The sequence below is a fragment of the Exiguobacterium sp. 8H genome (genome assembly GCF_902506255.1).
GTDB lineage: Bacteria > Bacillota > Bacilli > Exiguobacteriales > Exiguobacteriaceae > Exiguobacterium > Exiguobacterium profundum.
On record NZ_LR733429.1, the window covers coordinates 1 to 26428 of the forward strand.

At 48.2% G+C, this 26428-nt stretch carries 19 protein-coding genes; 17 read left to right on the forward strand and 2 right to left on the reverse strand.

Annotated features, from left to right (window positions below):
• Window positions 1–206 precede the first annotated feature (206 nt).
• The 8 genes from GVY43_RS00005 (at window position 207) to GVY43_RS00040 (ending at window position 9467) form a co-directional block, all read left to right on the forward strand.
• Window positions 207–509, forward strand: a complete 303-nt coding sequence (locus tag GVY43_RS00005) for a metal-sensitive transcriptional regulator (RefSeq protein WP_159561879.1) — start codon at window positions 207–209, stop codon at window positions 507–509.
• An 11-nt stretch (window positions 510–520) separates the two neighbouring features.
• Window positions 521–2632: a cation-translocating P-type ATPase gene (locus GVY43_RS00010; protein WP_159561880.1), complete on the forward strand. Its 2112-nt coding sequence runs from the start codon at window positions 521–523 to the stop codon at window positions 2630–2632.
• Window positions 2629–2835: a copper chaperone CopZ gene (gene copZ, locus GVY43_RS00015; protein WP_074037662.1), complete on the forward strand. Its 207-nt coding sequence runs from the start codon at window positions 2629–2631 to the stop codon at window positions 2833–2835. Before GVY43_RS00010 ends, copZ begins: the two co-directional genes overlap by 4 nt.
• A gap of 311 nt (window positions 2836–3146) precedes the next feature.
• A complete protein-coding gene (locus GVY43_RS00020; RefSeq protein WP_159561881.1) occupies window positions 3147–3809 on the forward strand; it encodes a response regulator transcription factor in 663 nt (220 codons plus the stop codon).
• 26 nt (window positions 3810–3835) lie between these two features.
• A complete protein-coding gene (locus GVY43_RS00025) occupies window positions 3836–5176 on the forward strand; it encodes a HAMP domain-containing sensor histidine kinase (RefSeq protein ID WP_236548901.1) in 1341 nt (446 codons plus the stop codon).
• A gap of 127 nt (window positions 5177–5303) precedes the next feature.
• Window positions 5304–5774: a competence protein ComK gene (locus GVY43_RS00030; protein WP_074037660.1), complete on the forward strand. Its 471-nt coding sequence runs from the start codon at window positions 5304–5306 to the stop codon at window positions 5772–5774.
• Between the two features lie 86 nt (window positions 5775–5860).
• On the forward strand, window positions 5861–8929 hold the full coding sequence (locus GVY43_RS00035; RefSeq protein WP_159561883.1) for an efflux RND transporter permease subunit: 3069 nt from the start codon (window positions 5861–5863) through the stop codon (window positions 8927–8929).
• Window positions 8930–9056: 127 nt separating this feature from the next.
• Window positions 9057–9467 (forward strand): hypothetical protein, encoded by a 411-nt coding sequence (locus GVY43_RS00040; protein ID WP_074037659.1) that lies wholly within the window; start codon window positions 9057–9059, stop codon window positions 9465–9467.
• Between the two features lie 28 nt (window positions 9468–9495).
• On the opposite strand, the gene GVY43_RS00045 is transcribed toward GVY43_RS00040, so the two are convergent.
• On the reverse strand, window positions 9496–9882 hold the full coding sequence (locus GVY43_RS00045; RefSeq protein ID WP_015880959.1) for a hypothetical protein: 387 nt from the start codon (window positions 9880–9882) through the stop codon (window positions 9496–9498).
• Window positions 9883–9937: 55 nt separating this feature from the next.
• The gene (locus tag GVY43_RS00050) at window positions 9938–10318 is read right to left on the reverse strand and encodes a truncated hemoglobin (protein WP_015880960.1); all 381 of its coding nucleotides are present in this window, start codon (window positions 10316–10318) and stop codon (window positions 9938–9940) included.
• A gap of 158 nt (window positions 10319–10476) precedes the next feature.
• Between GVY43_RS00050 and addB the strand changes: the two genes are divergently transcribed.
• From addB to GVY43_RS00095, 9 genes are all read left to right on the forward strand, one after another.
• Window positions 10477–13914, forward strand: coding sequence for a helicase-exonuclease AddAB subunit AddB (addB, locus tag GVY43_RS00055; protein ID WP_159561884.1), 3438 nt, complete (start codon window positions 10477–10479; stop codon window positions 13912–13914).
• Window positions 13892–17509, forward strand: coding sequence for a helicase-exonuclease AddAB subunit AddA (gene addA, locus GVY43_RS00060; protein ID WP_159561885.1), 3618 nt, complete (start codon window positions 13892–13894; stop codon window positions 17507–17509). The genes addB and addA overlap by 23 nt, the downstream gene beginning before the upstream one ends.
• A gap of 169 nt (window positions 17510–17678) precedes the next feature.
• Window positions 17679–18161 carry a MarR family winged helix-turn-helix transcriptional regulator gene (locus GVY43_RS00065; protein ID WP_074037656.1) on the forward strand — a complete coding sequence of 161 codons (483 nt, stop codon included), beginning with the start codon at window positions 17679–17681 and terminating at the stop codon, window positions 18159–18161.
• The gene (locus tag GVY43_RS00070; RefSeq protein ID WP_159561886.1) at window positions 18154–19878 is read left to right on the forward strand and encodes an ABC transporter ATP-binding protein; all 1725 of its coding nucleotides are present in this window, start codon (window positions 18154–18156) and stop codon (window positions 19876–19878) included. Before GVY43_RS00065 ends, GVY43_RS00070 begins: the two co-directional genes overlap by 8 nt.
• A complete protein-coding gene (locus tag GVY43_RS00075) occupies window positions 19875–21746 on the forward strand; it encodes an ABC transporter ATP-binding protein (RefSeq protein ID WP_159561887.1) in 1872 nt (623 codons plus the stop codon). The genes GVY43_RS00070 and GVY43_RS00075 overlap by 4 nt, the downstream gene beginning before the upstream one ends.
• Window positions 21747–21879: 133 nt before the next feature.
• Window positions 21880–22242, forward strand: a complete 363-nt coding sequence (locus GVY43_RS00080; RefSeq protein ID WP_015880966.1) for a response regulator — start codon at window positions 21880–21882, stop codon at window positions 22240–22242.
• Window positions 22239–24797, forward strand: a complete 2559-nt coding sequence (locus tag GVY43_RS00085) for an ATP-binding protein (protein WP_159561888.1) — start codon at window positions 22239–22241, stop codon at window positions 24795–24797. Before GVY43_RS00080 ends, GVY43_RS00085 begins: the two co-directional genes overlap by 4 nt.
• A 113-nt stretch (window positions 24798–24910) precedes the next feature.
• A complete protein-coding gene (locus GVY43_RS00090; protein ID WP_015880968.1) occupies window positions 24911–25294 on the forward strand; it encodes a YisL family protein in 384 nt (127 codons plus the stop codon).
• A 100-nt stretch (window positions 25295–25394) separates the two neighbouring features.
• The gene (locus GVY43_RS00095; protein ID WP_074037653.1) at window positions 25395–26426 is read left to right on the forward strand and encodes a class I SAM-dependent methyltransferase; all 1032 of its coding nucleotides are present in this window, start codon (window positions 25395–25397) and stop codon (window positions 26424–26426) included.
• Window positions 26427–26428 lie beyond the last annotated feature (2 nt).

The following is a 26428-nucleotide window of genomic DNA, read 5'->3' on the forward strand; positions in this document are numbered from 1 at the left end:
CATTCATACTATCTTTCCCTTCCCGATAGGCCATGACGGCGCTTAACTTTTGATCAGTTGTAAATTTAGTCATTAAAAAACTGCACCTCCAATTGTTAGATGTGTCTAACAATTGGGGTGCAGTTCACGACTTAGTTCGCTCTTTTTTATTCTTTTCATTTGACACTATTACGGGGTAGGGGTATATTGGTGGTGAGGTGATCAACATGGAAGAATTTATGCATGGCCAGCCACTCGTTCCGCGTGATGATGCTGAACGGGAGGCACTCGGCAAACGTCTAAAACGAATCGAAGGACAAGTCCGAGGGATTCAAAAGATGGTCGAGAACGACCGCTATTGTGTCGATATTTTGACACAGACGTCAGCCATTCAAGCCGCTCTGAAGCAAGTCGAGATGCAACTGTTAGAGCGTCATATGCGCAAGTGTTTGGTTCACGCAAGTGAGACGGAAAACATGGAACCTTACATTGATGAATTGATGACAATCGTCAGCCGCATCAAAAAATAAGGAGGGATTTCATGAAAACCGTTGAGTTATCCATACAAGGAATGACCTGTGCGGCTTGTTCGGCACGAATTGAAAAAGTGTTGAACAAGATGGACGGTGTCGAAGCGACGGTCAACCTTCCGCTCGAGACGGCGACCATTCGTGTCGATGAAGGCATTACAGAAGAAGAGCTGATTGCTCGGATTGAGAAAATCGGATACGGAGCCGAGCCGAAAGTGGAAATGGCACCGACGCATGATCTGCGTCCATTACAGCGGAAAGTCATCATCTCTGCGCTGTTATCGGCCCCGTTACTCCTCGTCATGCTGACGCATATACCAGGACTCGGATTTCATGCCCCGTGGCTGATGAACCCATGGTGGCAATTCGCCCTTGCGACACCTGTCCAGTTTTGGATCGGGGCACAGTTTTATCAAGGCGCGTATAAGAGCTTGAAGAGCGGGTCGGCGAACATGGACGTGCTCGTCGCGACGGGGACGTCTGCTGCATACTTTTACTCCATCTTTGAAATGATCGTACACCCGATGAATCCACATCTTTACTTTGAGACGAGTGCCGTCCTCATCACACTTGTCTTACTTGGGAAGTGGTTAGAAGGACGAGCGAAAGAGAAGACGACTGATGCGTTGAAATCACTTTTGTCGCTTCAGGCGAAAGAAGCGATTCTGTTTGTCGAGGGTGAAGAACGGTCTGTCGCTGTCGAACTCGTCAAAGTAGGAGACATTCTCGTCGTGCGTCCGGGAGAGAAGATTCCGGTCGATGGACGAATCATCGAGGGAGAGACGGTCATTGATGAATCGATGTTGACAGGGGAATCGATCCCAGCAGAAAAGACTGTCGACGCCGAAGTTGTCGGCGGAACAATCAATCAGTCTCATCGCATTCTCATGCGGGCGGAACGAGTCGGGAAAGAGACGATGCTCGCTCAAATCGTACGTGTAGTCGAACAGGCACAAACGGATAAGGCGCCGATTCAACGTCAGGCTGACCGCATCTCGGGTGTCTTCGTACCGATCGTCGTAGCCATCAGTGTTGTCACGTTCGTGGTCTGGGCATTCCTGTTAAATGATATCGATACGGCTATTCGAGCATCAATCGCAGTACTTGTCATCGCATGTCCGTGTGCCCTCGGTTTGGCAACGCCGACATCGATCATGGTTGGAACGGGACGAGCGGCAGAACAAGGTGTATTGTTCAAAGGTGGGGGGCAACTCGAATCACTCAATGAATCAAACATCGTTGTTTTTGATAAGACAGGGACGTTGACGAACGGGAAGCCAGAAGTAGTGGAAACGTTTGGTGACGAGGCAGCGCTCCGACGCGCCGTCATGGCAGAACGACAATCCACACATCCTTTGGCGGCCGCCATCGGTCGGGAAGCAGGCGATGGTGTCGTGACGAAAGTGGAGGAGTTGGCCGGACGAGGTGTTAAAGCGGTTGTGGATGGTAAAGAACTCGTCATCGGGTCCGTTCGAATGATGGAAGAGCTCGGATACAACTTGCCAGATTGGTCGATGGGGGCGATGACCCCGGTCTATGTCGCGGATGAAAGTGGGATTGTTGGGGCGTTCGGGCTACAAGATCAATTGAAACCGAAAAGTCGTGAAATCGTGCAAGCCCTTAACCAAACGCGTGACGTGTATGTATTGACAGGTGACCGGAAAGAAGTCGCCTACGCGATTGCCGACGAACTTGGTCTCCCGCATCGTCAAGTCATTGCCGAAGTCCTTCCTGTCGAGAAGGCGGAGCAGATTGAACGATTGAAACAATCCGGTCGCGTTGCCATGGTAGGGGACGGCATGAACGATGCCCCGGCACTTGCGGTGGCGGACGTTGGAATCGCATTCGGGAGTGGTACGGATGTCGCACTCGAGGCGGCAGATGTTACAATTGTAGGGCAAGACATTGAAGGCGTAAGTCGAGCGATGAATATGAGTCGTTTGACGATGAAGAACATTCGTCAAAACTTGTTCTGGGCCCTTGCCTATAATAGTCTTGGTATCCCGGTCGCTGCAGCAGGGTTACTTGCCCCATGGATTGCTGGAGCGGCGATGGCGTTCAGTTCGGTGTCTGTCGTCTTGAACGCATTACGATTAAAAACACAAGGAGGATCATCATCATGAAAGAAACAACGTTAACCGTAGAAGGTATGACATGTAATCATTGCAAAGCTGCCGTTGAGGGGGCATTGAATGAATTGAACGGTGTCGAATCAGCGACGGTATCTCTCCAAGAGCATCGAGTCGACGTAATCCATCAAGATTCTGTCTCACTTGAGACGATGGTGGAAGCAGTCGAAGAACAAGGATACGATGTAAAAGCATAATCATGGTAAGTCCCGATTGAAATCGGGACTTTTTTTGTGGTATCCAATGGATAAGATGTGTGCTATATTTAAGTTGATAATGAGAATCGGTATCAACGGGAGGCGGACATCATGGAAATGATCATGATCAGTGGAGTGTTGGCGTTGATTAGTGGGGGCGCAGCATTTTTGACGCAACAGTTACGAACAAATTCAGTACGGTGAAGAAGGTGCGGTTTCGTGACCTTCTTTTTTCTTTGACTTCATTTCTTTCCCATCATTTCACGACAATTGTTTGATATGATGAGAAAAAACGTGTTGAGGTGACTTGAATGTATACAATCTACTTAGTCGACGATGAAGCAAACTTAAACAAAATGCTCGTCACTTATCTAGAACAAGAAGGATACGACGTTCGCTCATTTGCGGACGGGACATCTGCACAAGAAGCGATTCCAGACCAACCGGATTTATGGGTGCTCGATATCATGTTGCCGGACCTGGATGGTTTTCAATTATTGAAACAAATCAAAGCCGTCAATGCCAATACGCCGACGATTTTCATCTCGGCGCGCGATGAGGATATCGATAAAATCATCGGGCTTGAGATGGGTTCGGATGACTACATCGCTAAACCTTTCCTTCCGAGGGAACTTGTCATCCGCGTCAAAAAATTGATTGATCGTGTCTATGGTTCGAAATCGAACGAGCATATCGAATACGGGGAGTACACGATTTATCCGGATAAACGTCTAATCAAGCACGGAGACGAAGAAATCGATTTGACTTCGAAAGAATTCGATTTACTACTACTCTTCCTCGAGCATCCGGGCTCTGCCTTGTCACGTGAGCAGATTCTAGAAGGTGTTTGGGGGAACGATTACTTCGGATCGGACCGCGTCGTCGATGACTTGGTTCGTCGTGTCCGGAAAAAATTACACCGTCTCGAGCTTGAAACGCTTTACGGTATCGGTTACCGTCTCGTCAGACCATGATGGACGCGCTTAAACCGAAGCGGCTCATGTGGAAGATATGGGTGCTCATCTTACTCATCATCGTGACGCTCGCGCTCATGATTTTAATTACGGTCCGTTCATCCATCACCCAGTTCATCGATGAACAAGTATATGAGACGTTACGAGATGTGGACTATTATTTAGGGAACACGAATGAGTTAGAGAATTATCCCCAAAACCCGATTGAGTATGATCGACGCCAACAAGAGTCCCGTTCGGTCAACCAATTGATCTTTCTCCCGAACGGACGGATCATCTACGGATCGGCACCGCTTGAATTGACGAACCGCATGTATCAGGAAGCGTTAAATCAAAGTGGTCAGGTCGAACGGTATCAGACTACGATTGACGGAGAGGACGTCTATTACATCATTCGTCAAAATGAATACGATGGAACGATTGTGTATCAAGCCTCTTACGCATGGGATGCCTATCGTCGTGAGTTGGTGTCGACATTATATTTGCGAATATCGATTCTGATAGGTATCATCAGTCTCTTATCGCTTATCCCCGCCTTATTGATGTCGCGGCAATTGACGAAACCGATCGTGGAGATGGAACGGGCCGTTGAGAAGATTTCGAACCGGCAATGGGAGACGGCTTTACCACTAGATCGTCAAGATGAACTCGGCCAATTGGCTCATTCGATTGATGCCATGCGAAAAGAGTTGAAAGAGCAAGACCTCGCACAACAGGCTTTGCTTCAAAACATATCGCATGACTTAAAGACACCGATCATGGTCATTCGTGGATATGCCCAGTCGATTGGAGATGGTATTTATCCGACAGGAGATTTGAAAGGTTCTGCCGAGGTCATTGATGAGGAAGCGTCTCGACTCGAGAAGAAAGTCGTCGATTTGTTGTACGTTACAAAACTTGAATATTTCAAAGGACAAGAAATGAAACTCGAACCAATCAATCTCGACAAGTTGATGGAACTGCTCGTCGCGCGCTTCAAACTCAGAGGCCAGCTCGATTGGGAAATCAATGGAGAAGGCGGCGAGATGCTTGGCGATGGTGAACAGATTCGGGTCGCGTTTGAGAACGTGCTCGACAATGCACTCCGTTACGCGGAATCCTGCATCCGCATCGACCTACATCAAGATGACGCCGGCGTGGAAATCACCATCTTTAACGATGGGCCACCAGTTGATGAGAGTTTAGACTTGTTCCACCAATTCTCTCGAGGGAAGCAAGGGAAGTTCGGACTCGGTCTGTTCATCGTGCAGCGAATTGTGACGCTTCACACAGGGGAAGTGTCTCTACGAAATACAGGTGACGGAACTGCAGTGCGATTTTACTTTCCCCGACTCAAGTCGAACCAACCTTTAAAATCAAATGCTTGATTTTCAAAACCAGCCAGGAAACGGCTGGTTTTTTCATGGGAAATAGATGAAAGCCGATTTGCGGGGCGGATCAAATCCTGGTATGAATGACATGTAAGTCATTACATACGTTATGGGGGATGAAAAGATGAGCAGATTGACCAATGAAACGAGAGCTTTAATTCCTGTATTTAACGAGTTTGGCGAAGCGGAGACACTTGTGTATCAACCGGAAGGCGTCATGCGGGTAAAGGGGTCGCCAATCGACTTATTGGAACATGCATGTCTATACTACGGGTCGAGCATTCAAGGTCGAATCGAGGCAGCGCGACACGTCCTCGGACCACATCGAAAGACGCCGGTCGTCATGGATTGGCATGCGGATGCCGTCTTCTTTCCGACGATTGCCAAGGAAAGTCCGGATTGTGCGTGGATTAACTTTCAACACGTGACGGCCATCAAGAGAGATGGTAAAGAGACACTCATTCAGTTTTTGACGGGGGAATCGGTCAAGGTACACGTGTCCGACCATACCGTGTCTAGACAAAAACAGCGGTCAATCGAATTATCGTACGCTTTTCAAAAACGTTTCCATGACAGCACATTGCAACACGCTTAAGGATTGAATTCAATGACAAACCCCTCTATGATGAAGAAGAGATATCATATGTGTATTTGCACATCTTCCGAAAGCGAGGGGTTTTTATGTTTTTTGAAAAAATGATTGAGCGAGGGAAACTGGTTATCGTGTTTCTTCTCGTCGCAATCGTCGTGGGTGTGCTGACGTTCTTCCAGCTCCCTAAACGTGAGATTCCGGAAACCGGGATCAATATCGTACTCGTTCAAACACCGTATCCTGGTGCGACAGCGGAAACGGTCGAACGGAATGTTACCGGCGTGTTAGAAGAGGAACTACGTAGTTTAGAAGGAGTAGAGAACGTGACGTCGATTTCGGCTTCAGAGTTCTCGAACATCACGGTCGAGTATGCGGATGGAACCGATCAGGCAGAGTTTCAGGCGAACGTTCGACAAGCGTTGTCGGATGCGACACCTAAACTTCCTGAAAACGCGCTTGCGCCAACGGTCAATGATTCACTCGGGCAGTTACCTGTCGCATCGTACTTATTGACAGCAGACGATCGTGGATCATTTGAGGATGTTCGATCAGACATCGAACAATTAGAGTCGAAACTTTTGCGAACTGATGGCGTGACGGGAGTCACGATCAAAGGGTTACCAGAGCAGGAGTATGTTGTGTCACTTGATTCTGAAGAGCTGAGTTCACGTCAACTTGCCTTTCCTGATGTGTTAACGGCCATTAACGAAGAATACAAGACGACACCGCTCGGACGTCAATCGACTGAAGAGGGGATTTATCAACTAGCAATCGATAACTTGACGAATGTAGACGACATGGAGCAAGTCATCGTCGGCTCATTCAATGGGGAACCTGTCTTACTAGCAGACGTCGGAACGGTCGAAGAGACAGCGAAAAGTAAAACCGATCTCGTTTCATTAGACGGAAAGCCGGCTGTTTCGATTACAGTTCCGATTGAATCAGGCTTGGATATTCCAACGATGCAAGACCGCGTCAATGACGTGGTCGAAACAGAACTTGGAGACTTAGATGGTTTTGAGCTCGTTCCTTATTATGAACAAGCGAAAGCAGTCGATGCGATTTTCTCATCGTTGACTCGTGAATTTATTGTCGCCATTATCGCCGTTATTGCCGTGACGACGATTGGTTTAACATTCTCTGGCTCTATTATCGTCAGTCTAGCAATTCCGTTGTCATTCTTGATCGCCTTGATTCCATTACAGTTTACTGGGGTCGATTTGAACCAAATCTCGATTATCGGGGCAATCATCGCCTTGGGGATTTTGGTTGATGATGCGATTGTCGTCAACGACAACATCTTACGACGGTATCGGAATGGAGACTCGGCGATGCTTGGGGCAGTCCGAGGAACGAAAGAGGTATGGGGCTCGATTGTCACGTCGACACTCGCAGTTGTCTTCGCCTTTTTACCGCTCACCTTGCTATCGGGCGCAAACGGTAACTTCATTCGCGCCTTGCCGACGGTTCTAGCCCTCTCTGTCTTGGCCTCGATGGTCATCAGTTTGACGCTCGTACCGATTGCGCAGTATCGTTTGAATCGTAAAGAAGTGAAAGTATCAAAACGTGAACCAGGTTGGCTCGGCGGACCGCTCAACCGACTCAGTAATTTCTACGCCGACCGCCTTTTACCGAGTGTCGCGAAGCGTCCGTGGACGTTTGGAATTGTCGGATTTGTTATCACGACGGCATTGTACGGTTTGATTTTACTCACGCCGTTTGAGTTCTTCCCGGCCGCGAACCGTCCGGAAGTCGTGACGAGCGTGACCTTCCCCGTTCAAACCGATTTGGAAGAGACGGAGACACGTCTTGAAGAAATTGAAGCGAGATTCAAAGAAGAAGAGGGTGTCGTGGAAACATCCGTCTTCGCAGGTGGAGGTCTTCCTGGTTTATTCACAGGTGGACTCGATCAGTCAGGTGAAAACACGGGACAAGTAGTCGTTCGTGTCGACAACGAGTCAATCGATGCCATCGAATTGATTGATAAGTATACGAACGTGTTGCGTGAAGACTATCCAGATGCCGAAATCTTCCTAGATACGCAACAACAAGGACCGCCGGCATCGGCACCTGTCGAATTCACGATGCGGAGCGAGACGATTGATCAGCTCGTGGCTGCACGTGACCAAGTGAAGGCTGACCTTGAAGAGATTGACGGGGCAATCGTCCTCGATAATATTAAAGAACCGTTCCAAACACTCACATACGAATTGAATCGTGAGGAAATGGCACAGGCCGGCGTGACGGCTAAAACAATCAGTGATCAAATTCGTCTCGTCACAGACGGTGTTCCAATTGGTACATTCGATGACGGGGTAGAGCAGCGTGACGTGAAAATCGTCATTGATGCAGAGGCGAACCGCGAAGCACTTGCCCTTGACGAGATTTTAGTTCCTGTCGAAACAGAAGCAGGTCCACCTGTTGCACCACTCAGTACGTTCGTGACGGAGACGACGACGGAACAAATTCAACAGATTCCTCGTGAGAACGGGGAGCGCTCGGTCACACTCCAAATCTATGCAAGCGAAGGCACGGATGAAGAGGCATTTAAACAAGATGTCGAGCAGGTGTTGGATGACGCGAAGTCGGGGTTAGAAGATGAAGGAATCACGTTCGACCAGTCCGGTGCGAGCGACACGCAGAACGAGTTCTTCTTAGAACTTGCGACATTGTTCGTCGTCGTTTTGTTCTTGATTTACTTGATCATCGCATTCCAGTTCAATTCACTCTCGTTGCCGTTACTCGTCTTGTTCACAATCTATCTCGCGATTGCTGGAGCGGTCGTCGGATTGTTCGTGACACAGACGCCGTTCAGTTTCATGGCATCGATGGGGATGGTCTCACTTGCGGGAATCGTCGTTCGGAACGCAGTCGTCCTGTTCGAGTTTATCGAACAACGCATTCGTGAAGGATTACCGGTCACAACCGCCGTTTACGAAGCAGGGCGCGCTCGGATTCGTCCGATTCTCTTGACGGCGCTCACGGCAGTCGTTGCCCTCTTGCCAGTCGCACTTGGGGAAGACCCGCTCTTCAAACCGCTTGCGATCGGCATCGTATCGGGTATTCTATTCTCAACTGTGTTGACTCTCGTCCTTGTCCCGGCGTACTACCTGATTTTGGCGAAACGTCGTCATAAGGACAAACCATTTACAGAATGATTTAGCTTGAAGATGTGATGCCGTATGGTGTCACATCTTTTTTTGAACCATTTGTCACATGTTTTGGGTGATGTTGTATGGGTATAATTAGAAGAGAGGTTTTGAACAGTATGGGAGGGAATTGAAGATGAACGATTCATATACTTGGCTCAATCGCCGCAAAGTACGACCAGCGTACAGTGTGACTGGGAGCCGTTCGTGGTCGAGTGAACGCGTCGTCCGACCAGATCGCGCACGTGGGAAGGTGGTACGTGATGTGAAACGTGTACGTCGTCCGTACGTAGACGAATACGGCAATCGTCGCTGGACAACGGGACGTGTGGTCGTCACGGATGCATCACGCAAAGCGCGGGCGCATGGACATGGCGATACAGCCGTACAATTAGAGTTCTCGACACCAACGCCATATGAACGTGTGAAAGAGATGATTCCGACGAAACGTGTTCTCGTTCCGGTCGTTGCTGGACTCGCGGTCGTCGGTGGGATTGCCGGCGTCGCCTATGCACTTCGCAAAAAGAAACGGAATAAGAAGAACTAAAAAAATCGCCGAAATTTCGGCGATTTTTTTAGTTGAAGCGTTCAGCGAGGATGCGCTCAAGTTCACGTTGACCGAGTTCACGCATTTCTGCTTCATTCTCTTCATCGTATGCATCATCCGAGAAGCGGCCGACAAATTCAACCTTGCCATTACCGAGTTCACGGAACACTAAGTTTTTGCGATCGTTGTAAAAGACGACACGGTATTCACGACCATTTTCATGATCATAGTTGAAGACGCCTTTGATGTGGTCCATGTTCTTCTCTTCCGGCTGATCCTCATCATCGTCCTCATCTTCTTCTGCTTCAGCAGCTTCGTTAGCTTCATCAAGCGCGTCGGCGAGGACTACCGTTTCTTCTTTTTCTTCCGTCTCTTCCTCAGATGAGACGACTTCTTTTTTTTCTTCTTCTGTCATGTGAAACGACCTCCTTTGCTTACTTTCCTATCATACCCACTTTTTATAGTTGTGACTACTCAAAATGATGCGAACAAACACGGACGACATTCGAAGATGACATGATCAACCGTTGAAATAACTGACGTTTGATCGATTCTGGGGCATCCACGGTCTTGAGCGCCTGTTCCATACATCCAAGCCAATGGCCGGCATGTGTCTCAGAAATGGGATGCTCATGATGAATCATCGCCAAGTTTCCACCGCCACGACGTTCCGAATACAACTTTGGACCGCCGAGCAACTGTGTTAAAAATTCAAATTGGTGCTGTTTGACTCGATCTTGATCTTCCGGAAATAGTGGAAGTAAAATTGGATCGGCATAGACGAGGTCATAGAACGCGTCAACGAGTTGTTGTACACCACGTTCGCCTCCAAATTGTTCATAGGCACTCACATATATTCCCCCTCATACGTTCAGTCTAATCGATTTCAATCGAAAAAGGGAATGATGTAGGCTGTTACTTTTTTGGACAAGGTGTAGAAGAGGTTTCCCTCTACAAATGCTTAGGGATGGTTCATAATGAAGAAAAAAGGGAAGGAGTGTTCGCTAAAATGACAGTGACCTTTCACGTTGGTCGATCGGGGACGGGAAAAAGTGAACAAATGATCCATGAGGTCATTCAAGAACTGAAACAAAACCCGAGCGGACCGACGATTTATATGATCGTACCGGACCAGATGTCGTTTGAGATGGAAAAGAAAATGGCGACAGTCGATGGTTTGCATGGTTCGACGCGCATTCAAGTCCTTTCGATGCGTCGTCTCGCTTTTTTGATGATGCGAGATGCCGGTGTAGCGACAGATCAATTCTTAGACCAGACGGGGACCCATTTGTTGTTACGAAGGGTCGTCGAGATGAGCGAAGAACGATTGACCTTGTTCCGCCGTACGATGAATCAGTTCGGATTTTATGAAGAATTGAACCAATTAATCTCGATGCTGAAGCGAGGGCTTGTTGAACCGGAGCACTTGTTGCGGTTAAGCGAACAGGCGCAGCACCGTGCTTTGAAGTTACAAGACCTTTCCATCATCTATGAAGGATTTTTAAAGATGACGGAAGGTAAGTCACTTCATGCAGAAGACTATTTCAACGTCATGTTGCAAATCCTTCCGGAAACAGATTTGACGGATGTGCGTGTCTATGTGGACGGATTCAACGAGTTTTCAGAGCAGGAGTTGGCGGTGCTCGTTGCACTTGCAGAGAAGGTCGATGTCGATGTATTGCTGACAATCGATCCTATCTCCTTGTATCGTCTAAATCCATTGTTTGGACCGACGCAGCGTACACTCATGCGTTTCAAAGAACTGTTGACAGAACGGCAGATTCCTTCTCGAGACGAGCTGTATGATACCGTCTATCGTTATACGCATCCGAGTCTCCGTTATCTAGAGGCTACATTCGACCAATTGACGGCGGAACCTTACACTGGTTCAGAGAACCGAATCGATTTACATGCCGCAGTCGACCGAACCGTCGAGGTGGAGGCGGCCGTTCGAGAAGTCATTCGTCTGACACGTGAAGAAGGATATCGTTATCGGGATATCGCACTCGTATCGCGTTCACTCGACGAATATGGTGATTTGGCATCTCAGGCGCTACAAAAGATGGGACTGCCCTATTTCCTTGATGAACGGCAACCAATGCTCGACCACCCGCTTGTCGAACTGTTGAAAGCAACGATTGAGATCGCTCTACGTGGATATCGAGAAGAGTCCGTATTCCGTGCCCTTAAAACAGAACTCGTCGTCCTCGATCCGGTACATCGTCGTACGTCCGTTGACCGGCTTGAAGCGTTCGTTATCGAACGGGGGATCAAACATTATCATTGGCACGACGAATGGCAGTTGCGTCGTCGTTCCGGGGAGGAAGCACGCCTCACGAGCGAAGAACTCGATATTGAGGCTGAGCTGAATCGGTCTCGGGAACGTGTCATCGAAACATTTGATCCATTTCTATCAGATTTAAAACAGGCGAAGACGATGCAGGCTTATACGCACGCCATGTATGCCTTTCTAGAGCGTGTCGGTGTATCAGACTGTCTGACGCACTGGCGCGATGAGGCGATTGAAGAGGCGGAACTACTCGAAGCGCGTGAGCATACTCAAGTATGGGACGCGGTTTTGCACTTGCTCGAGCAGCTAGAAGCCGCAGCTCCGGAAGAGACGTTGTCAACGGACTTATTCCTCCAGATGATGGACACCGGACTAGATAGTCTCCGCTATGCCTTGATCCCACCTTCGCTTGATCAATTGACGATAACGGATTATGTGCGTGGTCGATTGATAGATAAGAAAGTCGTCTTCCTGCTCGGAGCGAATGAAGATCAAATTCCTCTTGTCACGGCACAGTCGAAACTGTTGACCGATCAAGATTTAGATTTCATGCATGAGAATGGACTTCGTGCCGGTAAGGCGACAGAGCACTTGTTCGATGATGAAACGTATTACCTATACAAAGCTGTGACGGCACCGAGCGAGCGTTTATACATTAGCTACGCACTAGTCGACAGAACGGGGAAAGCCGTTCAGCCGGCGCGGTTTATCGCTGACTTGAAGGCGCGACTTCACCAAAACGTCATCAAGACTCATTTTGCTGAAGCAGGTGAGCACCGACCACGTGATCAATTCGCCTTCTTGACGAATGTGAATCAGACGGCGGCGGTGACGGCACTTGAACTTCAGCGGTTGAGTCGTCATTATCCGATTCAAGATATGTGGTTTGCTGTCTATAATGAACTGTTGAAGCATCCGGATGGACGGGAACGTCTCCAGTTGTTGACGAGCGCGCTCTTCTATCAAAATATCCCAGAATCGTTGGATGATCGTGTCGCAAAATCCTTATATACTCCGTCGATTCGGGCGAGTGTCTCACGTCTCGAGACATTCCAAGCCTGTCCGTTCAAACATTTCGCAAGTTATGGCTTGCGTCTGAAGGAACGACGGTTGTATCGACTCGAGGCCCCGGATATCGGGAATCTGTATCACCGGACCATCGAACATATGTCGCAGACGGTGAAGATGGACGGAAAGGAATGGCGAGATGTCACTCCTGACGAGTGCTCCCATTTAGCGGAGCAGGCGGTCGAGCTCGTGACCCCAGAGATTCAGCATGCCATCTTGATGAGTTCGAATCGTTACGCCTACTTAAAGAAAAAATTGACGGACGTCGTCAGTAAGACGGCAGAAGTGTTGATTGAACAATCAAAACGAGACGGCTTTGACCCGGAAGCGTTTGAACTCGCGTTCGGCAGCGGACAATTTCCACCCGTTTCGTTCACATTATCGAACGGGGCGACATGTGAACTAGTCGGTCGAATCGACCGTGTGGACACTGCGATGGTCCACGACCAGCTATACGTCCGAATCGTCGACTATAAGTCGAGTAAACGTGAAGTCGACTTTGCAGAAATTTATTACGGTCTGGCGATGCAGATGCTCATCTATTTGAAGGTATTGATTGAGCAGGCAGAGGTGTGGACAAAAGAGAACGTCGCACCTGCTGCGGCGCTCTATTTCCACGTGCACCGACCACTCGTTCCACCTGCTAGTTCTGAAGAAGAAACGCGTCAAAAAGTATTGGAGTCGTATCAGATGCAAGGGCTATTAGTAGATGACCCGGAAATTTTAGAGATGATGGACCGCTCGGCGAAAGGCTCATCCAAAAAATCAATTGTCATTCCGGTCAAATATAAAAAAGATGGTACGCCTGACGCCAACACCTTGAAGAAAATTGTGACGCCCCCTCAACTTGAGCAGTTGATGGACCATGCGTTCGACGTCGTCAAAGCGAGTGCCGAGGAGATGTACAAAGGAAAAATTGACGTAGAACCTTATGAATATAAAGAACGGCGCCCGTGTCAGACGTGTCCGTATCAGAGTGTCTGTCATTTTGACGAAGCGCTCTCGAATGCGCCTCGTAAATTGAAGAAGCTCGAGAAAGAAGAGGTATTTCAGGAGTTAGGAGGCGATGACCGTGAAATGGACGAATGATCAGTTCGCCGCGATTGAAGCAAGAGGGAGTCACGTGCTCGTCTCGGCTGCGGCAGGGTCCGGAAAGACGGCAGTTCTTGTCGAGCGGTTGTCTAGTCGATTGCTTGACGAAACGGATGAACTCACGGCAGACCGGATGCTCGTTGTCACCTTTACGAACGCGGCAGCGGCAGAGATGAAACGACGAATCGCAAAGGCACTTGAAGAGGCGTTGCGCGACGACCCGACAAATGAATATGTCCGAAAACAGCGACAAATGTTGAACCGGGCGCTCATCACGACCATCCATTCATTTTGTCTAGAGGTGATTCGTGAGAACTACTACCTGTTAGATTTGGATCCGGCGTTCAAGATTGCGGAAGAACGAGACCTCGTCCTCTTGCAGGATGACGTCTTAGAAGAAGTGCTTGAGGAAGAGTACGGGAAACAAGATACCGATTTCTTCGCTCTTGTCGATGCGTATACGTCAGACCGGGGTGACAGCGAAATCGAGGATTTGATTCTTGGCTTATATCACTATGCGCGTACTCTCCCAAACCCTGATGCTTATTTAGATCATCTCGTATCCATGTACACGTTCGGAGAAGATCCTGATGAGGAAGCAATCCTGATTGAGTTTGGACAGATGCTGTGGCATGACATCAAAAAAGCCGTACGAGATCTTCGGAAACTTGAAGCGGAGCTTCGGGTCGCTGGGTATGAGCCACAGTCTGAAAACATCCGGCAAGCAATTTTTCCGTTCGAACAACTTGAAGGGGAGACCATTGTCTGGAGTGAACTCGAGACGGCGGCTCGTGCGATGAAGTTTGGCACGATGAAGGCTGTTCCGAAGAAAGAAGAGCACCAGATTTACCACGAGATCCTCAAACCGGCTTACGACCAAGCGAAGAAAAAATTGACAGCAGCGGTCGAACAGGCTCGGGTCAGTGGGGCGGACTTATTAGAGAGCGTCTCGATGCAACAACCGCTCGTTGAAACACTCGTTCGAACCGTCCGTGCGTTCGCCCAAGCCTATGAGCAGGCGAAGCGCGACCGTGCCTTTGTCGACTTCAGTGACTTGGAACATTATGCGCTCGCCATTTTACGACAAGATGGGGGACCGTCCGATGTTGCAGCGCTCTATAAGGAACGTTTCGCTGAGGTACTCGTTGATGAATACCAAGATACGAACGAGATTCAAGAAACAATCATCAACCTGGTCGCAAATGAACGAGAGGAAATCGGGAATTTATTTATGGTGGGCGACATCAAACAATCGATTTATCGATTCCGCCATGCAGAACCGGGTCTTTTCATCGATAAGGCGACACGCTTTAGACAGGCGAACACAGGGAAACGGATCGACCTTTCTCAAAATTTCCGAAGTCGTTCCGAAGTCCTCTACGGGATCAATGATTTGTTCGTCCAGCTCATGGACGAAGAGGTCGGCGAAATCGCATATGATGAGGCGGCACAACTTGTTCCTGGACGTGAGTATGAACCGATTCCAGCGGACCCTGAGTTTATTTTAGTCGATGGCGCGAGTCGTGAGTTATCGAAGCAAGAAGTAGAAGGGCGGGCGATCGCTACGCGCATCTTAGAACTCGTATCGGGAGACGAACCGTTTAAAGTGACGGATGAATCAACTGGTCAACTCCGAAACTGTGAATATCGGGATATCGTGATTCTCGTTCGTTCGAAAAAAGAACGTGTGGAGCAATTGATGGATATTTTGACACAGTACAATATTCCGGCCTACACCGACTCGGATGGCGGGTATTTTCAAGCGACCGAGATTCGGATGATCCTGGCACTTTTGAAAGTGATTGATAATCCACTTCAAGACATCCCACTTGCCGGTGCGCTGCGCTCCCCGATGTTCCGTTTTGATGATAGTGAATTGGCACGGATTCGACTTGAATCAGAAGATTCTTTCTATGAGGCGCTCAAGGCGAAAGCGGATGACGATGATGAGCTTGGCGTAAAATGTGGCGAGATGCTTGACCGCCTCTCCCGTTGGCGTACTTATGCACGAAATCATAGCCTGTCGGAATTGATTCAACAGTTATTCAATGACACCGGGTTTTATGACTTCTCAGGGGGATTACCTGGAGGAAAAGGGCGGCAGGAAAACTTGAAGGCACTTTATGACCGGGCCCTAGCCTATGAGCGTAGTGGCTATCGAGGTCTTTATCGCTTCTTACGTGTGATGGACCGACTACAGGATACTGGTGAAGATTTGTCAGAGGCGCGGTCGCTCGGGGACGAGGAAAACGTCGTTCGTATCATGACCGTGCACAAGTCGAAAGGACTTGAGTTTCCGGTCACGATTGTTGCCCAACTCGGAAAACAATTTAATAAACGCGATCAAATGCAACGTGTCATTTTCCACAAACAGTACGGCATCTCACTCGATGCGATTGACGTCGTGACACGTACGAAATCGGAGACGTTCGTGAAAGAGATGATTCGACGAGATTTAGATGCGACGATGAAAGCGGAAGAGATGCGCGTGCTTTACGTGGCCTTGACACGTGCGAAAGAAAAATTGATTCTCGTGGGAACGGTAGGCGAACCACTCAAACACCTTCAGCAGTGGCTTCAGGTCGGTCAATCTGGAGATCTATTGGCGAGTGAGGCGAGGCGAGAGGCAAAAACGTATCTCGATTGGATTGCACCGGCGCTTTTACGCCTTCCGAGTGCCACTTCGTTTATCGAATCATTCGGCTTCACGGTTCCCTCTACTTTCCAAGAATCGACTTCATGGATTTATCGTGTCATCGGAGAAGCGGACCTTGCGGAGATTGCGACTCTACAAGAGATGATGGCACAGTTGCACCACGTCCAACGATTTGAAGCAATCGATTTTCCGATTCAAAATGAAGAAGAGACGATTCGTGCCGTACAACAAGCTTTGACCTACGAATACCCTGCACAGGATGCGGTACGTACGGCGGCGAAACAGACGGTGACCGAACTGAAGCGGGCGATGCAACTCGAACAGGCCGCTTTCGAAGATCCGGTACGTCCGGTCGATACCCCTTATCGGGAACCGAAATGGCGTCAAGTCAAACAGACCGGTGCGGAACGTGGGACGACGTTACACTTGATTTTCCAACTGGCTGACCCGAACCAACCGATTGTCGACCAAATCAATCAATGGGAAATGCAAGGGATGCTCAGTCCGATCGAGGCAGAGACGGCACGCCTCGCCATCCCGGATATCGAGATGTTTTTCCAAACAGAAGTCGGTCAAGCGCTCGCTGGTGCACTAGAGCGAGGGACGGCATGGCGAGAGCTACCTTTCACCTACACGGTGCCGGCCGAACGCGTCAATCCGGATGGACACTTTACGGATGAGCATGTTTTGATCCAAGGGATTATCGATTGTCTGTATTTCGATGGGGATTCGTATGTGCTTCTCGATTATAAATCGGATGCTGTCACGCATCTATCCGATTCTCGGGAAGAGGCACATGAGCGATTGCGAGATCGATATGCGATTCAACTACAATTATATCGAGAGGCGATTGAGACGATCTGGAATATTCGGGTCGAGCGGACTTTGATTTATTCGCTTGATCTGCAGGAAATCGTGACCGTGTCGACTAAATAAATGTGAATAAATGAAGAGCGATGTCAGCTATAGGACATCGCTCTTTTCCTATGTGCAAATTCACATTCGATTTCGTTGACAATCGAGTTGGAGAGGAGTAATTTATTTTATATAAAGAATTGTTCCGTTTAGAACAATTCGATTCGGAACGATAAAGGAGTGAATAAGAATGACCGAGACAAATACAAATCGGGCACGGGAGATGATGCAATCATTTTGGCGTGTGCAGCGTGTCCTGATTCGTCTCATGCATCAGACGGCGCAACAAAACGATCTCACATTACCTCAACTGCACGGTCTGATGATGTTGAATGAACAGGGTGCGATTACGCAAAAGGAACTGGTTCAGCGAACGAGAATGCCAAAGAGCACGTTAAGTCAATCATTAGATGGTCTCGTGGAGAAAGGATTGATTCGTCGGGATATCAACCCGGATAATCGGCGAGAAGTTGTGTTGACCATTGACCAATCAGGTAAACGCTTGATTGAGGAGATTGAGCGACAAGAAGAAGGGACGGAATATCAATTGAATCAAATTTTGTCTCGTCTCGATCAGGATACGTATCATCATATGCTTACAGCCCATCAACATATTGCGGATGGATTGAATGAAGGGCTCACAGATTGTGAAGGAGTGTGTCGACATGATTAAGTTATTGAAACGTCTCGTTACTTATAAATGGGCTGTTCTGATGGTTTTATTGTTTGTGTTCGCGCAGTCGTTAGCAGATTTATTTTTACCGACGTTGATGGCGGACATTATCGATAATGGGGTCGTGACGGGCGATACCGGCTACATTTGGCAAATGGGCGGAATCATGCTTGGTGTGACGGGACTTGGAGCACTTGCTGCTATTGTGGCCAGTTTTTATTCTTCAAAGGCGGCGATGGGATTTGGTCGTGACTTACGAAGACGTGTGTTCAATCATGTGGAACGCTTCTCGCTTGAAGAGTTCGATCGTGTCGGGACGGCTTCGCTCATCACACGGACGACAAACGACATCACGCAAGTGCAACAGGTCATCATCATGATGCTGCGAATGGTTGTGAGTGCGCCGATCATGTTTGTCGGTGGATTGATCATGGCGACCTCGAAGGATGCGACGTTGTCTCTTGTCATTGTTGCCGCAATGCCGGTACTCGTCATCTCGATCTTCCTCATTTTTTGGAAGGCGATGCCGTTGTTTAAAAAGGTACAGAATCGATTGGACCGGCTCAATCTTGTTCTCCGAGAAAATCTGACGGGCATCCGTGTCATCCGAGCTTTCAACCGTGAAAAAGAAGAACAGGTTCGATTGACGAAGGCGAATGAACGGTTGACGGACGTCTCAATCAAAGTGAACCAAATCATGGCGTTCCTCATGCCGGTCATGATGCTCGTGATGAACTTGACGGTTGTCGGCGTCATTTGGTTCGGAGGGATTCGGATTGATAAAGGTGCGATGCAAATCGGAGATTTGATGGCGTTCATTCAATACGTCATGCAAATCATGTTCGCGCTCGTCATGGCATCAGTCATGTTCATCATGGTTCCTCGGGCTTCTGTGTCTGCCAACCGGATCAACGAAGTGCTCGAGATGAAACCTTCACTGATTGATGACGGGACAAAGACTGCGGACATTGAGCAAGGGACACTCGTATTTGATCACGTGACCTTCTATTATCCGGGTGCTGAAGAACCAGCGCTATCCGATGTGAGTTTTTCAGCGAATCCAGGTGAGGTCACAGCGGTGATTGGGGGTACGGGGTCAGGTAAATCGACACTCGTCAATCTGATTCCAAGATTTTACGATGTGACGTCGGGGACAATTCGCGTGAATGGTGTTGATGTCCAAGCGGTTCCACAAGAGGCACTTCGTTCGAAGATCGGGTTCGTTCCTCAAAAGGCGTTGCTGTTCACAGGTACGATTGCTGAGAACATTCGATATGGGAAGACCGATGCAACAGTGGAAGAAGTCGTTCATGCCGCATCCATCGCGCAGGCAAGTGACTTTATCGAGAAGATGCCAGACCGATATGAGGCTGTGATCGAACAAGGTGGGTCAAACGTGTCGGGTGGTCAAAAACAGCGTCTGTCGATTGCGCGAGCTCTCGTTCGGAAACCGGATTTATATGTATTCGACGACAGTTTCTCGGCACTTGATTTTAAAACGGATGCCGCCCTTCGCAAAGCGTTAAAAGAAGAAACGAAAGATGCGACGGTACTGATTGTTGCACAACGTGTCAGCACGATCATGGACGCCGACCGAATCATCGTTCTAGAAGAAGGCGCCGTTGCCGGAGTCGGGACACATGAGGAATTATTTGCGACGAATGCGGTCTATCAAGAAATCGTGAAATCGCAATTGTCTGAGGAGGAAATCGCATGAGTGAGAAACAAGCAAATACGCGACAAACTCATGGGGGACACGGCGGTCCAGGAGGTCCGGGCGGTGGAAATATGATGATGATGGGCGAAAAGCCAAAAGCATTCAAAGTCACGTTCCGTCGTTTGCTTGCCTATTTGAAACCACGGCGAAACACGTTGATTGCTGTGTTTGTCGCGGCGATTTTAAGTACAATCTTTATGATTGCCGGTCCGAAAATCATGGGAATCGCCATCACCGAACTGTTTGAAGGGGCATATGCGAAGTTTACAGGTGTGCCAGGGGCAGAAATTGATTTCACGAGAATCGGACAAATTTTGTCGCTCCTCGCTGGCCTTTACGTCATCAGTAGTCTATTCAACTACGTGCAACAATATTTGATGTCCGGTGTTGCCCAAAAAACGGTCTATGATTTGCGCGAAGACGTGAACAAAAAGTTAGAACGACTTCCGCTCAAGTATTATGACGGACGCTCGAACGGGGAGACATTGAGCCGGGTGACAAATGACATCGACTTGATTGGGAGTACGCTACAACAGAGTGTTACGTCATTCATTACTTCCATCGTCACCATCATTGGGATTTTGATTATGATGCTGTCAATCAGTCCTCTGTTGACGGTCATCTCTCTTGTGTCCCTTCCGCTCACGATTTTTGCGATTCGTCCGATTTTGAAACGGTCGCAACAATATTTTTCCGATCAACAGCGTCACCTTGGACGACTGAACGGCCATGTGGAAGAAATGTATACAGGGCACGCGGTCGTCAAAGCGTTTGGTCGGGAAGAGACAGCTGTGCGTGAGTTTGACGATGTGAATGAGGAGCTTTACGATGCAGGACGGAAAGCGCAATTCATTTCCGGAATCATCATGCCGATGACGATGTTCATCGGGAACATCAGCTATGTATTGATTAGTGTCGTCGGCGGTATTTTGGTCACGCAGCGCAGCATCTCCATCGGGGACATTCAAGCGTTTATCACATATACACGTCAGTTCACCCAACCAATCACCCAGACAGCGAATATCGCGAACATCGTCCAGTCGACGGTTGCCGCGGCGGAACGTGTATTTGAACTGCTGGATGAAGAAGAAGAAGTGAAAGATGTGAAGACCTATCAATTAGAACGTGCCGAAGGAAATGTCACGTTCCGTCATGTCGATTTCGGATACGGCGACAACCTACTCATTCAAGATATGAATCTCGATGTGTTGACGGGCCAAACGGTGGCCATCGTCGGTCCGACAGGCGCCGGCAAAACGACATTGATTAATCTACTCATGCGTTTTTATGAGTTGAACGGTGGAGAGATATTCATCGATGGGAAAGACTCGCGTAAAATGTCGAGACAAGATTTGCGACATACGTTTGGAATGGTCTTACAGGACACGTGGCTATTCAACGGGACGATTCGTGATAACATCGCCTATGGGAAAACGGGAGCGACTGAGATGGAAATCGTCAACGCGGCGAAAACGGCGCATGCGGATGCATTCATTCGAACGTTGCCAGACGGATACGACACCGTGTTGAATGAAGAGGCCAATAACATTTCACAAGGTCAAAAACAGTTGCTGACGATTGCGCGAGCAGTATTGGCGAACCCACCGATTATGATTTTAGACGAAGCAACGTCGAGTGTGGATACGCGTACTGAGATTTTGATTCAACAGGCGATGAAACGGCTGATGAATGGGCGGACGAGTTTCGTCATCGCTCACCGTTTATCGACCATCAAAGATGCGGATTTGATTTTGGTTATGGACCAAGGTCGGGTCATTGAGCAAGGAACACATGAATCGCTTCTTGAAGCTGGTGGTTTTTATGAAGAACTTTACAATAGTCAGTTCGCTGAAAAAGAAGTCGTATAACTGGAATACAGGTTTTGGGGCAATGTGATTAGGCAAAAGACGTACGAGATGAGTTTCGTACGTCTTTTTATTTTGTGTAACAATTACAAATCCGTTAAAATAAAAAAATGGGATAAAAAATGGAGGAACAATTATGGTTAAAATCTTACTTGCGGAAGACGAAGAAGTGCTACGCATGCTTGTTATGGATACATTAGAAGATGAAGGATATGACATCGACGAGGCACAAGATGGAATTGAGGCCTATCGATTGATTGAAGAAAATGAATATGATTTGGTCATTGTGGATCATATGATGCCCGGCATGACAGGGCTTGAAGTGATTGAAAAAGTACGGAAGTTACCAGGGCGACAAGAGACGAAAGTGATGATGTTGACGGCGAAAAGCCAACAATCTGACCGTGATTGCGCGAACGAGATTGGTGTCGACTACTTCATTTCTAAACCGTTCAGCCCACTTGAACTCGTCAAAATCATAGGAGGCATTGTGAAGTGAAAAGGTGGTTTAAACAAAAACTCGGACGCGACATCATGGTCGTCCTTTATTCCTTCCTCGTCATTGCGTTGGTCGGATCGGCATTGACTTATGTCTATATCGAGAACCGTTTGGAGGCGAACGAGGCGAGATTGCGTCAGGTCGATGAACGCGTCGACCGTCTGACGAAGATGTGGGATGAGTGGCAGGCTGACCAATATGATACACGAGGATATCTCTTGTTCGGCGACACAGCATCGCTCGAACGTTCACGTGCGAATGAGGCTAAGTTCCAACAGGAAATCAATTGGTTCAAAACACAAGTTCAGACGCGCCAAGGAGAATTGTTCGCAGAAGATCTTCAGCAGTTCCACGACTTTTACTATGATGTGATCATTCCGGTGACGTATGAATATGCCCAAGCGCAACAAGATGGGGAAGTCACAGAGACGTTTATCGATGCTCAAACGATTGCCGAGTTGCCGACGGCTCAGCGCTTGATTGATCAAGGACTCGTCCAATTTAATCCGCAACGCGGCATTGACATCCTCGGACCGATTGATGAGGTAGAGTCTGCGCTCGGAGAATATCGTGAGTTGATGGCGTCTGAAAAAGAGGCCGTCTACGCTGAATGGCGACAGAACAACAATATGCTTCAATTCTTGTGGATCATGAGCATCGCCTCGTTCGCCGTATTGATCTTATTGTTTATCCAGCCGTTCCTACGCCGTCAAACACGTTTGATTTCACGACTTTCCATCGCATCGAACCGCTTGTTAAAAGGGGAAATCGTTGATTTGAGCGATCAGATGAAACGAGAAGATGAGATTGGGACGATGTCTCGATCGTTCCATAAGATGGCTGAGACACTTCGTGACAATGAACGACATTTGATTGAAAAAAACCATGAGTTGCAAGCGCAACAAGAAGAATTGATTGCCCAACAAGAAGAATTGCAGGCACAGCAACAAGAACTAGAAGAAATCTTAGAACAGACGCAACAAAACGAGCAACACCTCGCGTATCGGAATGAATTGACGGAGACGTTAGCGTCACGCGATTCGCTTACGGCCTATCCGGAAATCATTGAGAAACTGGTCACGATTACAGATTCAGAGGTCGGTGCACTCGTTTTCGTGGATGAAGCGGGTACGTATCGCGTGACGAGCCACGGCTTGAACGATACGTTGTCTCGTCAGTTGCTCGATAGCGAAAATTCCGTATTGACGCGCGCGATGACATTGAAGACGACGGTACACTCGTCGAAACAAGTCGCGAGCGACCATCCGCTCCCGTATCCGTACTATATGTTTGAGACGGCGGTACCGGTCCATGACCCGACAGATGATTCAATCATTGCCTTCATCTATCTGGTCCGATACAAAGATCGTTTCACCCAAACCCAGATGGGCGACATCATGTCATTCGCTCGTCAGCTCTCGCTTTCTCTCTTACGGATGCGTCTATTTGAAGAGATGAAACGGGAGAAAGGAAAGACGGAGCGAATTCTCGATTCGATTCGAGAAGCGGTCGTCTACATCGACCACTCGACGAATGACGTGTTCGTCAACCGTCCACTCTATGAGATGTTCCCTGAGTTAAGTGACGTCAGTTCACAAGACCTTGAAGAAGAAACGTGGGAAGAATGGCGGAATCGTCTTGTTGAAACGGTCGATCAAGCGGAGGACTTTACGAAGTATACGAATCGCCTGTTCACCGAAGATTTCCCACATGACAGTGTAAGCTTCTCGATTCGTAAGGGCGAAATGAACTTGCAGATGTATGCAGAGCGCATCATTGTCGGCGGACTTTCAAAAGGTACGCTTCTCGTCTTCCGAGATATCACGAGTGAGACAGAGGCGGAGCGATTGAAGAGTGAGTTTATCTCAACCATCTCGCATGAACTGCGTACGCCGCTCTCGTCCATCTATGGATTCACGGAATTGATGGTCAAAAAACAGTTGCCGAATGAAAAACAAGCTAAATACTTGGAGACCATTCACTCCGAGACGGAGCGTCTGACACATCTCGTCAACGACTTCCTCGATGTGCAACGAATGGAATCCGGTAGTCAAATGTATGACCGGGAACAGCTTGATATCGAGCCGGTCGTCCGAGACATGTTGACGTTCTATGAGGCATCGTCGTTGAAACATGAATTCGAATTGATTGCAGATGATGCACGTCCATATGAATTATTTGTCGATTGCCAGAAGTTCAAACAGTTGATGAGTAATCTATTGTCGAACGCCGTGAAGTATTCTCCAAGAGGTGGAAAAATCACGGTCGAACTTGCGCATCACGAGCAAATCGTGTCCATTAAAGTGAAGGACGAAGGAATCGGGATTCCAAGTGACGCGCTCGATCGCTTATTTGATAAGTTTTATCGTGTCGACAACTCCGACAGTCGTGAAATCGGCGGTACGGGGCTCGGATTACCGATTTGTCAGGAAATCGTCCGTGGTCACAACGGCCAAATCCATGTAGAATCGATTCAGCATGAGGGCTCGACGTTCATCGTTGAAATCCCAAGCTATGAGTACGCTGTCCAAGAGGCAGAGACGACTCCTGTATAATGTATGGGCCATCCCTTGAGGATGGCTCATTTTTTAGAATCGTTCGCTTGACCAATCGGGAGAGAGTTCGTGTACAATGAAGACTGTACAACATCATAAAGGGGGGCATTTGAATGCCACTGATTGCATTCTTGCACACGCACGTTACGAGCTGGATTTTGTTACTTATTTTGTTTGCCGTGGCCTATATCGGTTATAAGAACGGCAACAAGAGTGGAAAGATCGCACATATGGCGTTTCGACTCATGTTACTCATCGCATTCGGAACAGGACTTTATCTCTACCTTCAGTTGAATGGTGGCGGGACATTCTATCACGTGAAAATCACGGTCGGTTTATTAACTTTGATCTTCGGTGAGATGACGCTCGTCAAAGTCAAAAAGAAAAAACCGTCAAACGGACTATTTGGCGGGTTTATCGTCTTGGCACTCATTACGATTTTCATCGGCTATGCATTGCCTTATGGACAATCTTTCTTCAACAGCTTTATTCAATAAGACGTTCCCACTTCGCACACCGAAGTGGGATTTTTTTGTTTGTACACAAATTATTAGGGGAAAATAAAAAAATCAGTAATTACGACGATGAGGTGAAACGATGGATCAACAGATGATGGAATGGACACGAGTTTTACACGCACGGAAATGGATGAAACAAACTGAATCATTTTTACCCTTATGGCACGGCTATATCGGCTACAAGTTCGGACTATTCGATGCGCTTCAAGGTGGCGCGAGCATGGCGGAGATGAATTTACGTCTAAAACGCCCATTGACACAACTTGCGCTAGAGCGTTGGTTAGAAGTCGGGGTCGCCGTCCGTCATTTGAAAAAGAGAGGCTGGCGCTACTATCCGACGCGTGGATTAAAATATCAATTATCCGGTAACGATGAACGGAGCATCGGGTTCATGCTTCAAGAAATGATGGAGCTTCACATCCCCGCGTTAATCGCTTATCCGGAATTTCTAGAGTCTGGGAAGCAAAAGACGTTTGATGGAGCTGAACACGGTCAAGTCGTCGCGAAGACATCGACACTCGTCGAAACGGTCGCATTTCCAATCGTGCAACAACTTTTACGACAGGCAAATGTCGAATCGATGCTCGATATTGGATGTGGGCACGGCGGCTACTTACGTAAACTCCAAGCGCTCGAACCGAGTTGGGAACTGACAGGCATCGATTTAGAGGAAGAGGTAATCGAAGAGGCACGCTCGCGAGACGAGAGTGGCGACATTCATTTCGAAGTAGCTGACTTCATGAACTGGGAAACAGAAGAGCAATTCGATGCGGTGATGATGAACAATATGCTGTATTACTTCTCACCAGAAGAACGTATCAAGTTGCTTGAGAGACTACGGGAGCGTTTAGAAGAAAAGGGTGTCGCCATTCTCGTGACCCCGCTCGCCGAAACAGCGCTCGGTGGACGATTCGCTTCCGCGTTCAATGCGTTCATGACACTCCACGATAATCTGTACCCGCTTCCGACCATTCCACGATTGCGCCGGCAGATGCAAGAAGTAGGTTTTGATCAAATCCGCTTCATCCCATTCATTCCGGAAGGTTCTTGGTATATCGTCATCGCTGAGCGAGGAAAGACGAACCTGCTCAATCAACCGATTCAAAATTGAAC

Bases quoted from the DNA above. Each gene is read 5' to 3' on its own strand.
- GVY43_RS00070 (WP_159561886.1), top strand. From the start codon at position 18,154: ATGATTAAGTTATTGAAACGTCTCGTTACTTATAAATGGGCTGTTCTG.
- GVY43_RS00090 (WP_015880968.1), top strand. From the start codon at position 24,911: ATGCCACTGATTGCATTCTTGCACACGCACGTTACGAGCTGGATTTTG.
- GVY43_RS00010 (WP_159561880.1), top strand. From the start codon at position 521: ATGAAAACCGTTGAGTTATCCATACAAGGAATGACCTGTGCGGCTTGT.
- addB (WP_159561884.1), top strand. From the start codon at position 10,477: ATGACAGTGACCTTTCACGTTGGTCGATCGGGGACGGGAAAAAGTGAA.
- GVY43_RS00065 (WP_074037656.1), top strand. From the start codon at position 17,679: ATGACCGAGACAAATACAAATCGGGCACGGGAGATGATGCAATCATTT.
- GVY43_RS00035 (WP_159561883.1), top strand. From the start codon at position 5,861: ATGTTTTTTGAAAAAATGATTGAGCGAGGGAAACTGGTTATCGTGTTT.
- GVY43_RS00080 (WP_015880966.1), top strand. From the start codon at position 21,880: ATGGTTAAAATCTTACTTGCGGAAGACGAAGAAGTGCTACGCATGCTT.
- addA (WP_159561885.1), top strand. From the start codon at position 13,892: ATGACCGTGAAATGGACGAATGATCAGTTCGCCGCGATTGAAGCAAGA.
- GVY43_RS00030 (WP_074037660.1), top strand. From the start codon at position 5,304: ATGAGCAGATTGACCAATGAAACGAGAGCTTTAATTCCTGTATTTAAC.
- GVY43_RS00075 (WP_159561887.1), top strand. From the start codon at position 19,875: ATGAGTGAGAAACAAGCAAATACGCGACAAACTCATGGGGGACACGGC.
- GVY43_RS00040 (WP_074037659.1), top strand. From the start codon at position 9,057: ATGAACGATTCATATACTTGGCTCAATCGCCGCAAAGTACGACCAGCG.
- GVY43_RS00020 (WP_159561881.1), top strand. From the start codon at position 3,147: ATGTATACAATCTACTTAGTCGACGATGAAGCAAACTTAAACAAAATG.
- GVY43_RS00045 (WP_015880959.1), bottom strand. From the start codon at position 9,882: ATGACAGAAGAAGAAAAAAAAGAAGTCGTCTCATCTGAGGAAGAGACG.
- GVY43_RS00025 (WP_236548901.1), top strand. From the start codon at position 3,836: ATGTGGAAGATATGGGTGCTCATCTTACTCATCATCGTGACGCTCGCG.
- GVY43_RS00095 (WP_074037653.1), top strand. From the start codon at position 25,395: ATGGATCAACAGATGATGGAATGGACACGAGTTTTACACGCACGGAAA.
- GVY43_RS00005 (WP_159561879.1), top strand. From the start codon at position 207: ATGGAAGAATTTATGCATGGCCAGCCACTCGTTCCGCGTGATGATGCT.
- copZ (WP_074037662.1), top strand. From the start codon at position 2,629: ATGAAAGAAACAACGTTAACCGTAGAAGGTATGACATGTAATCATTGC.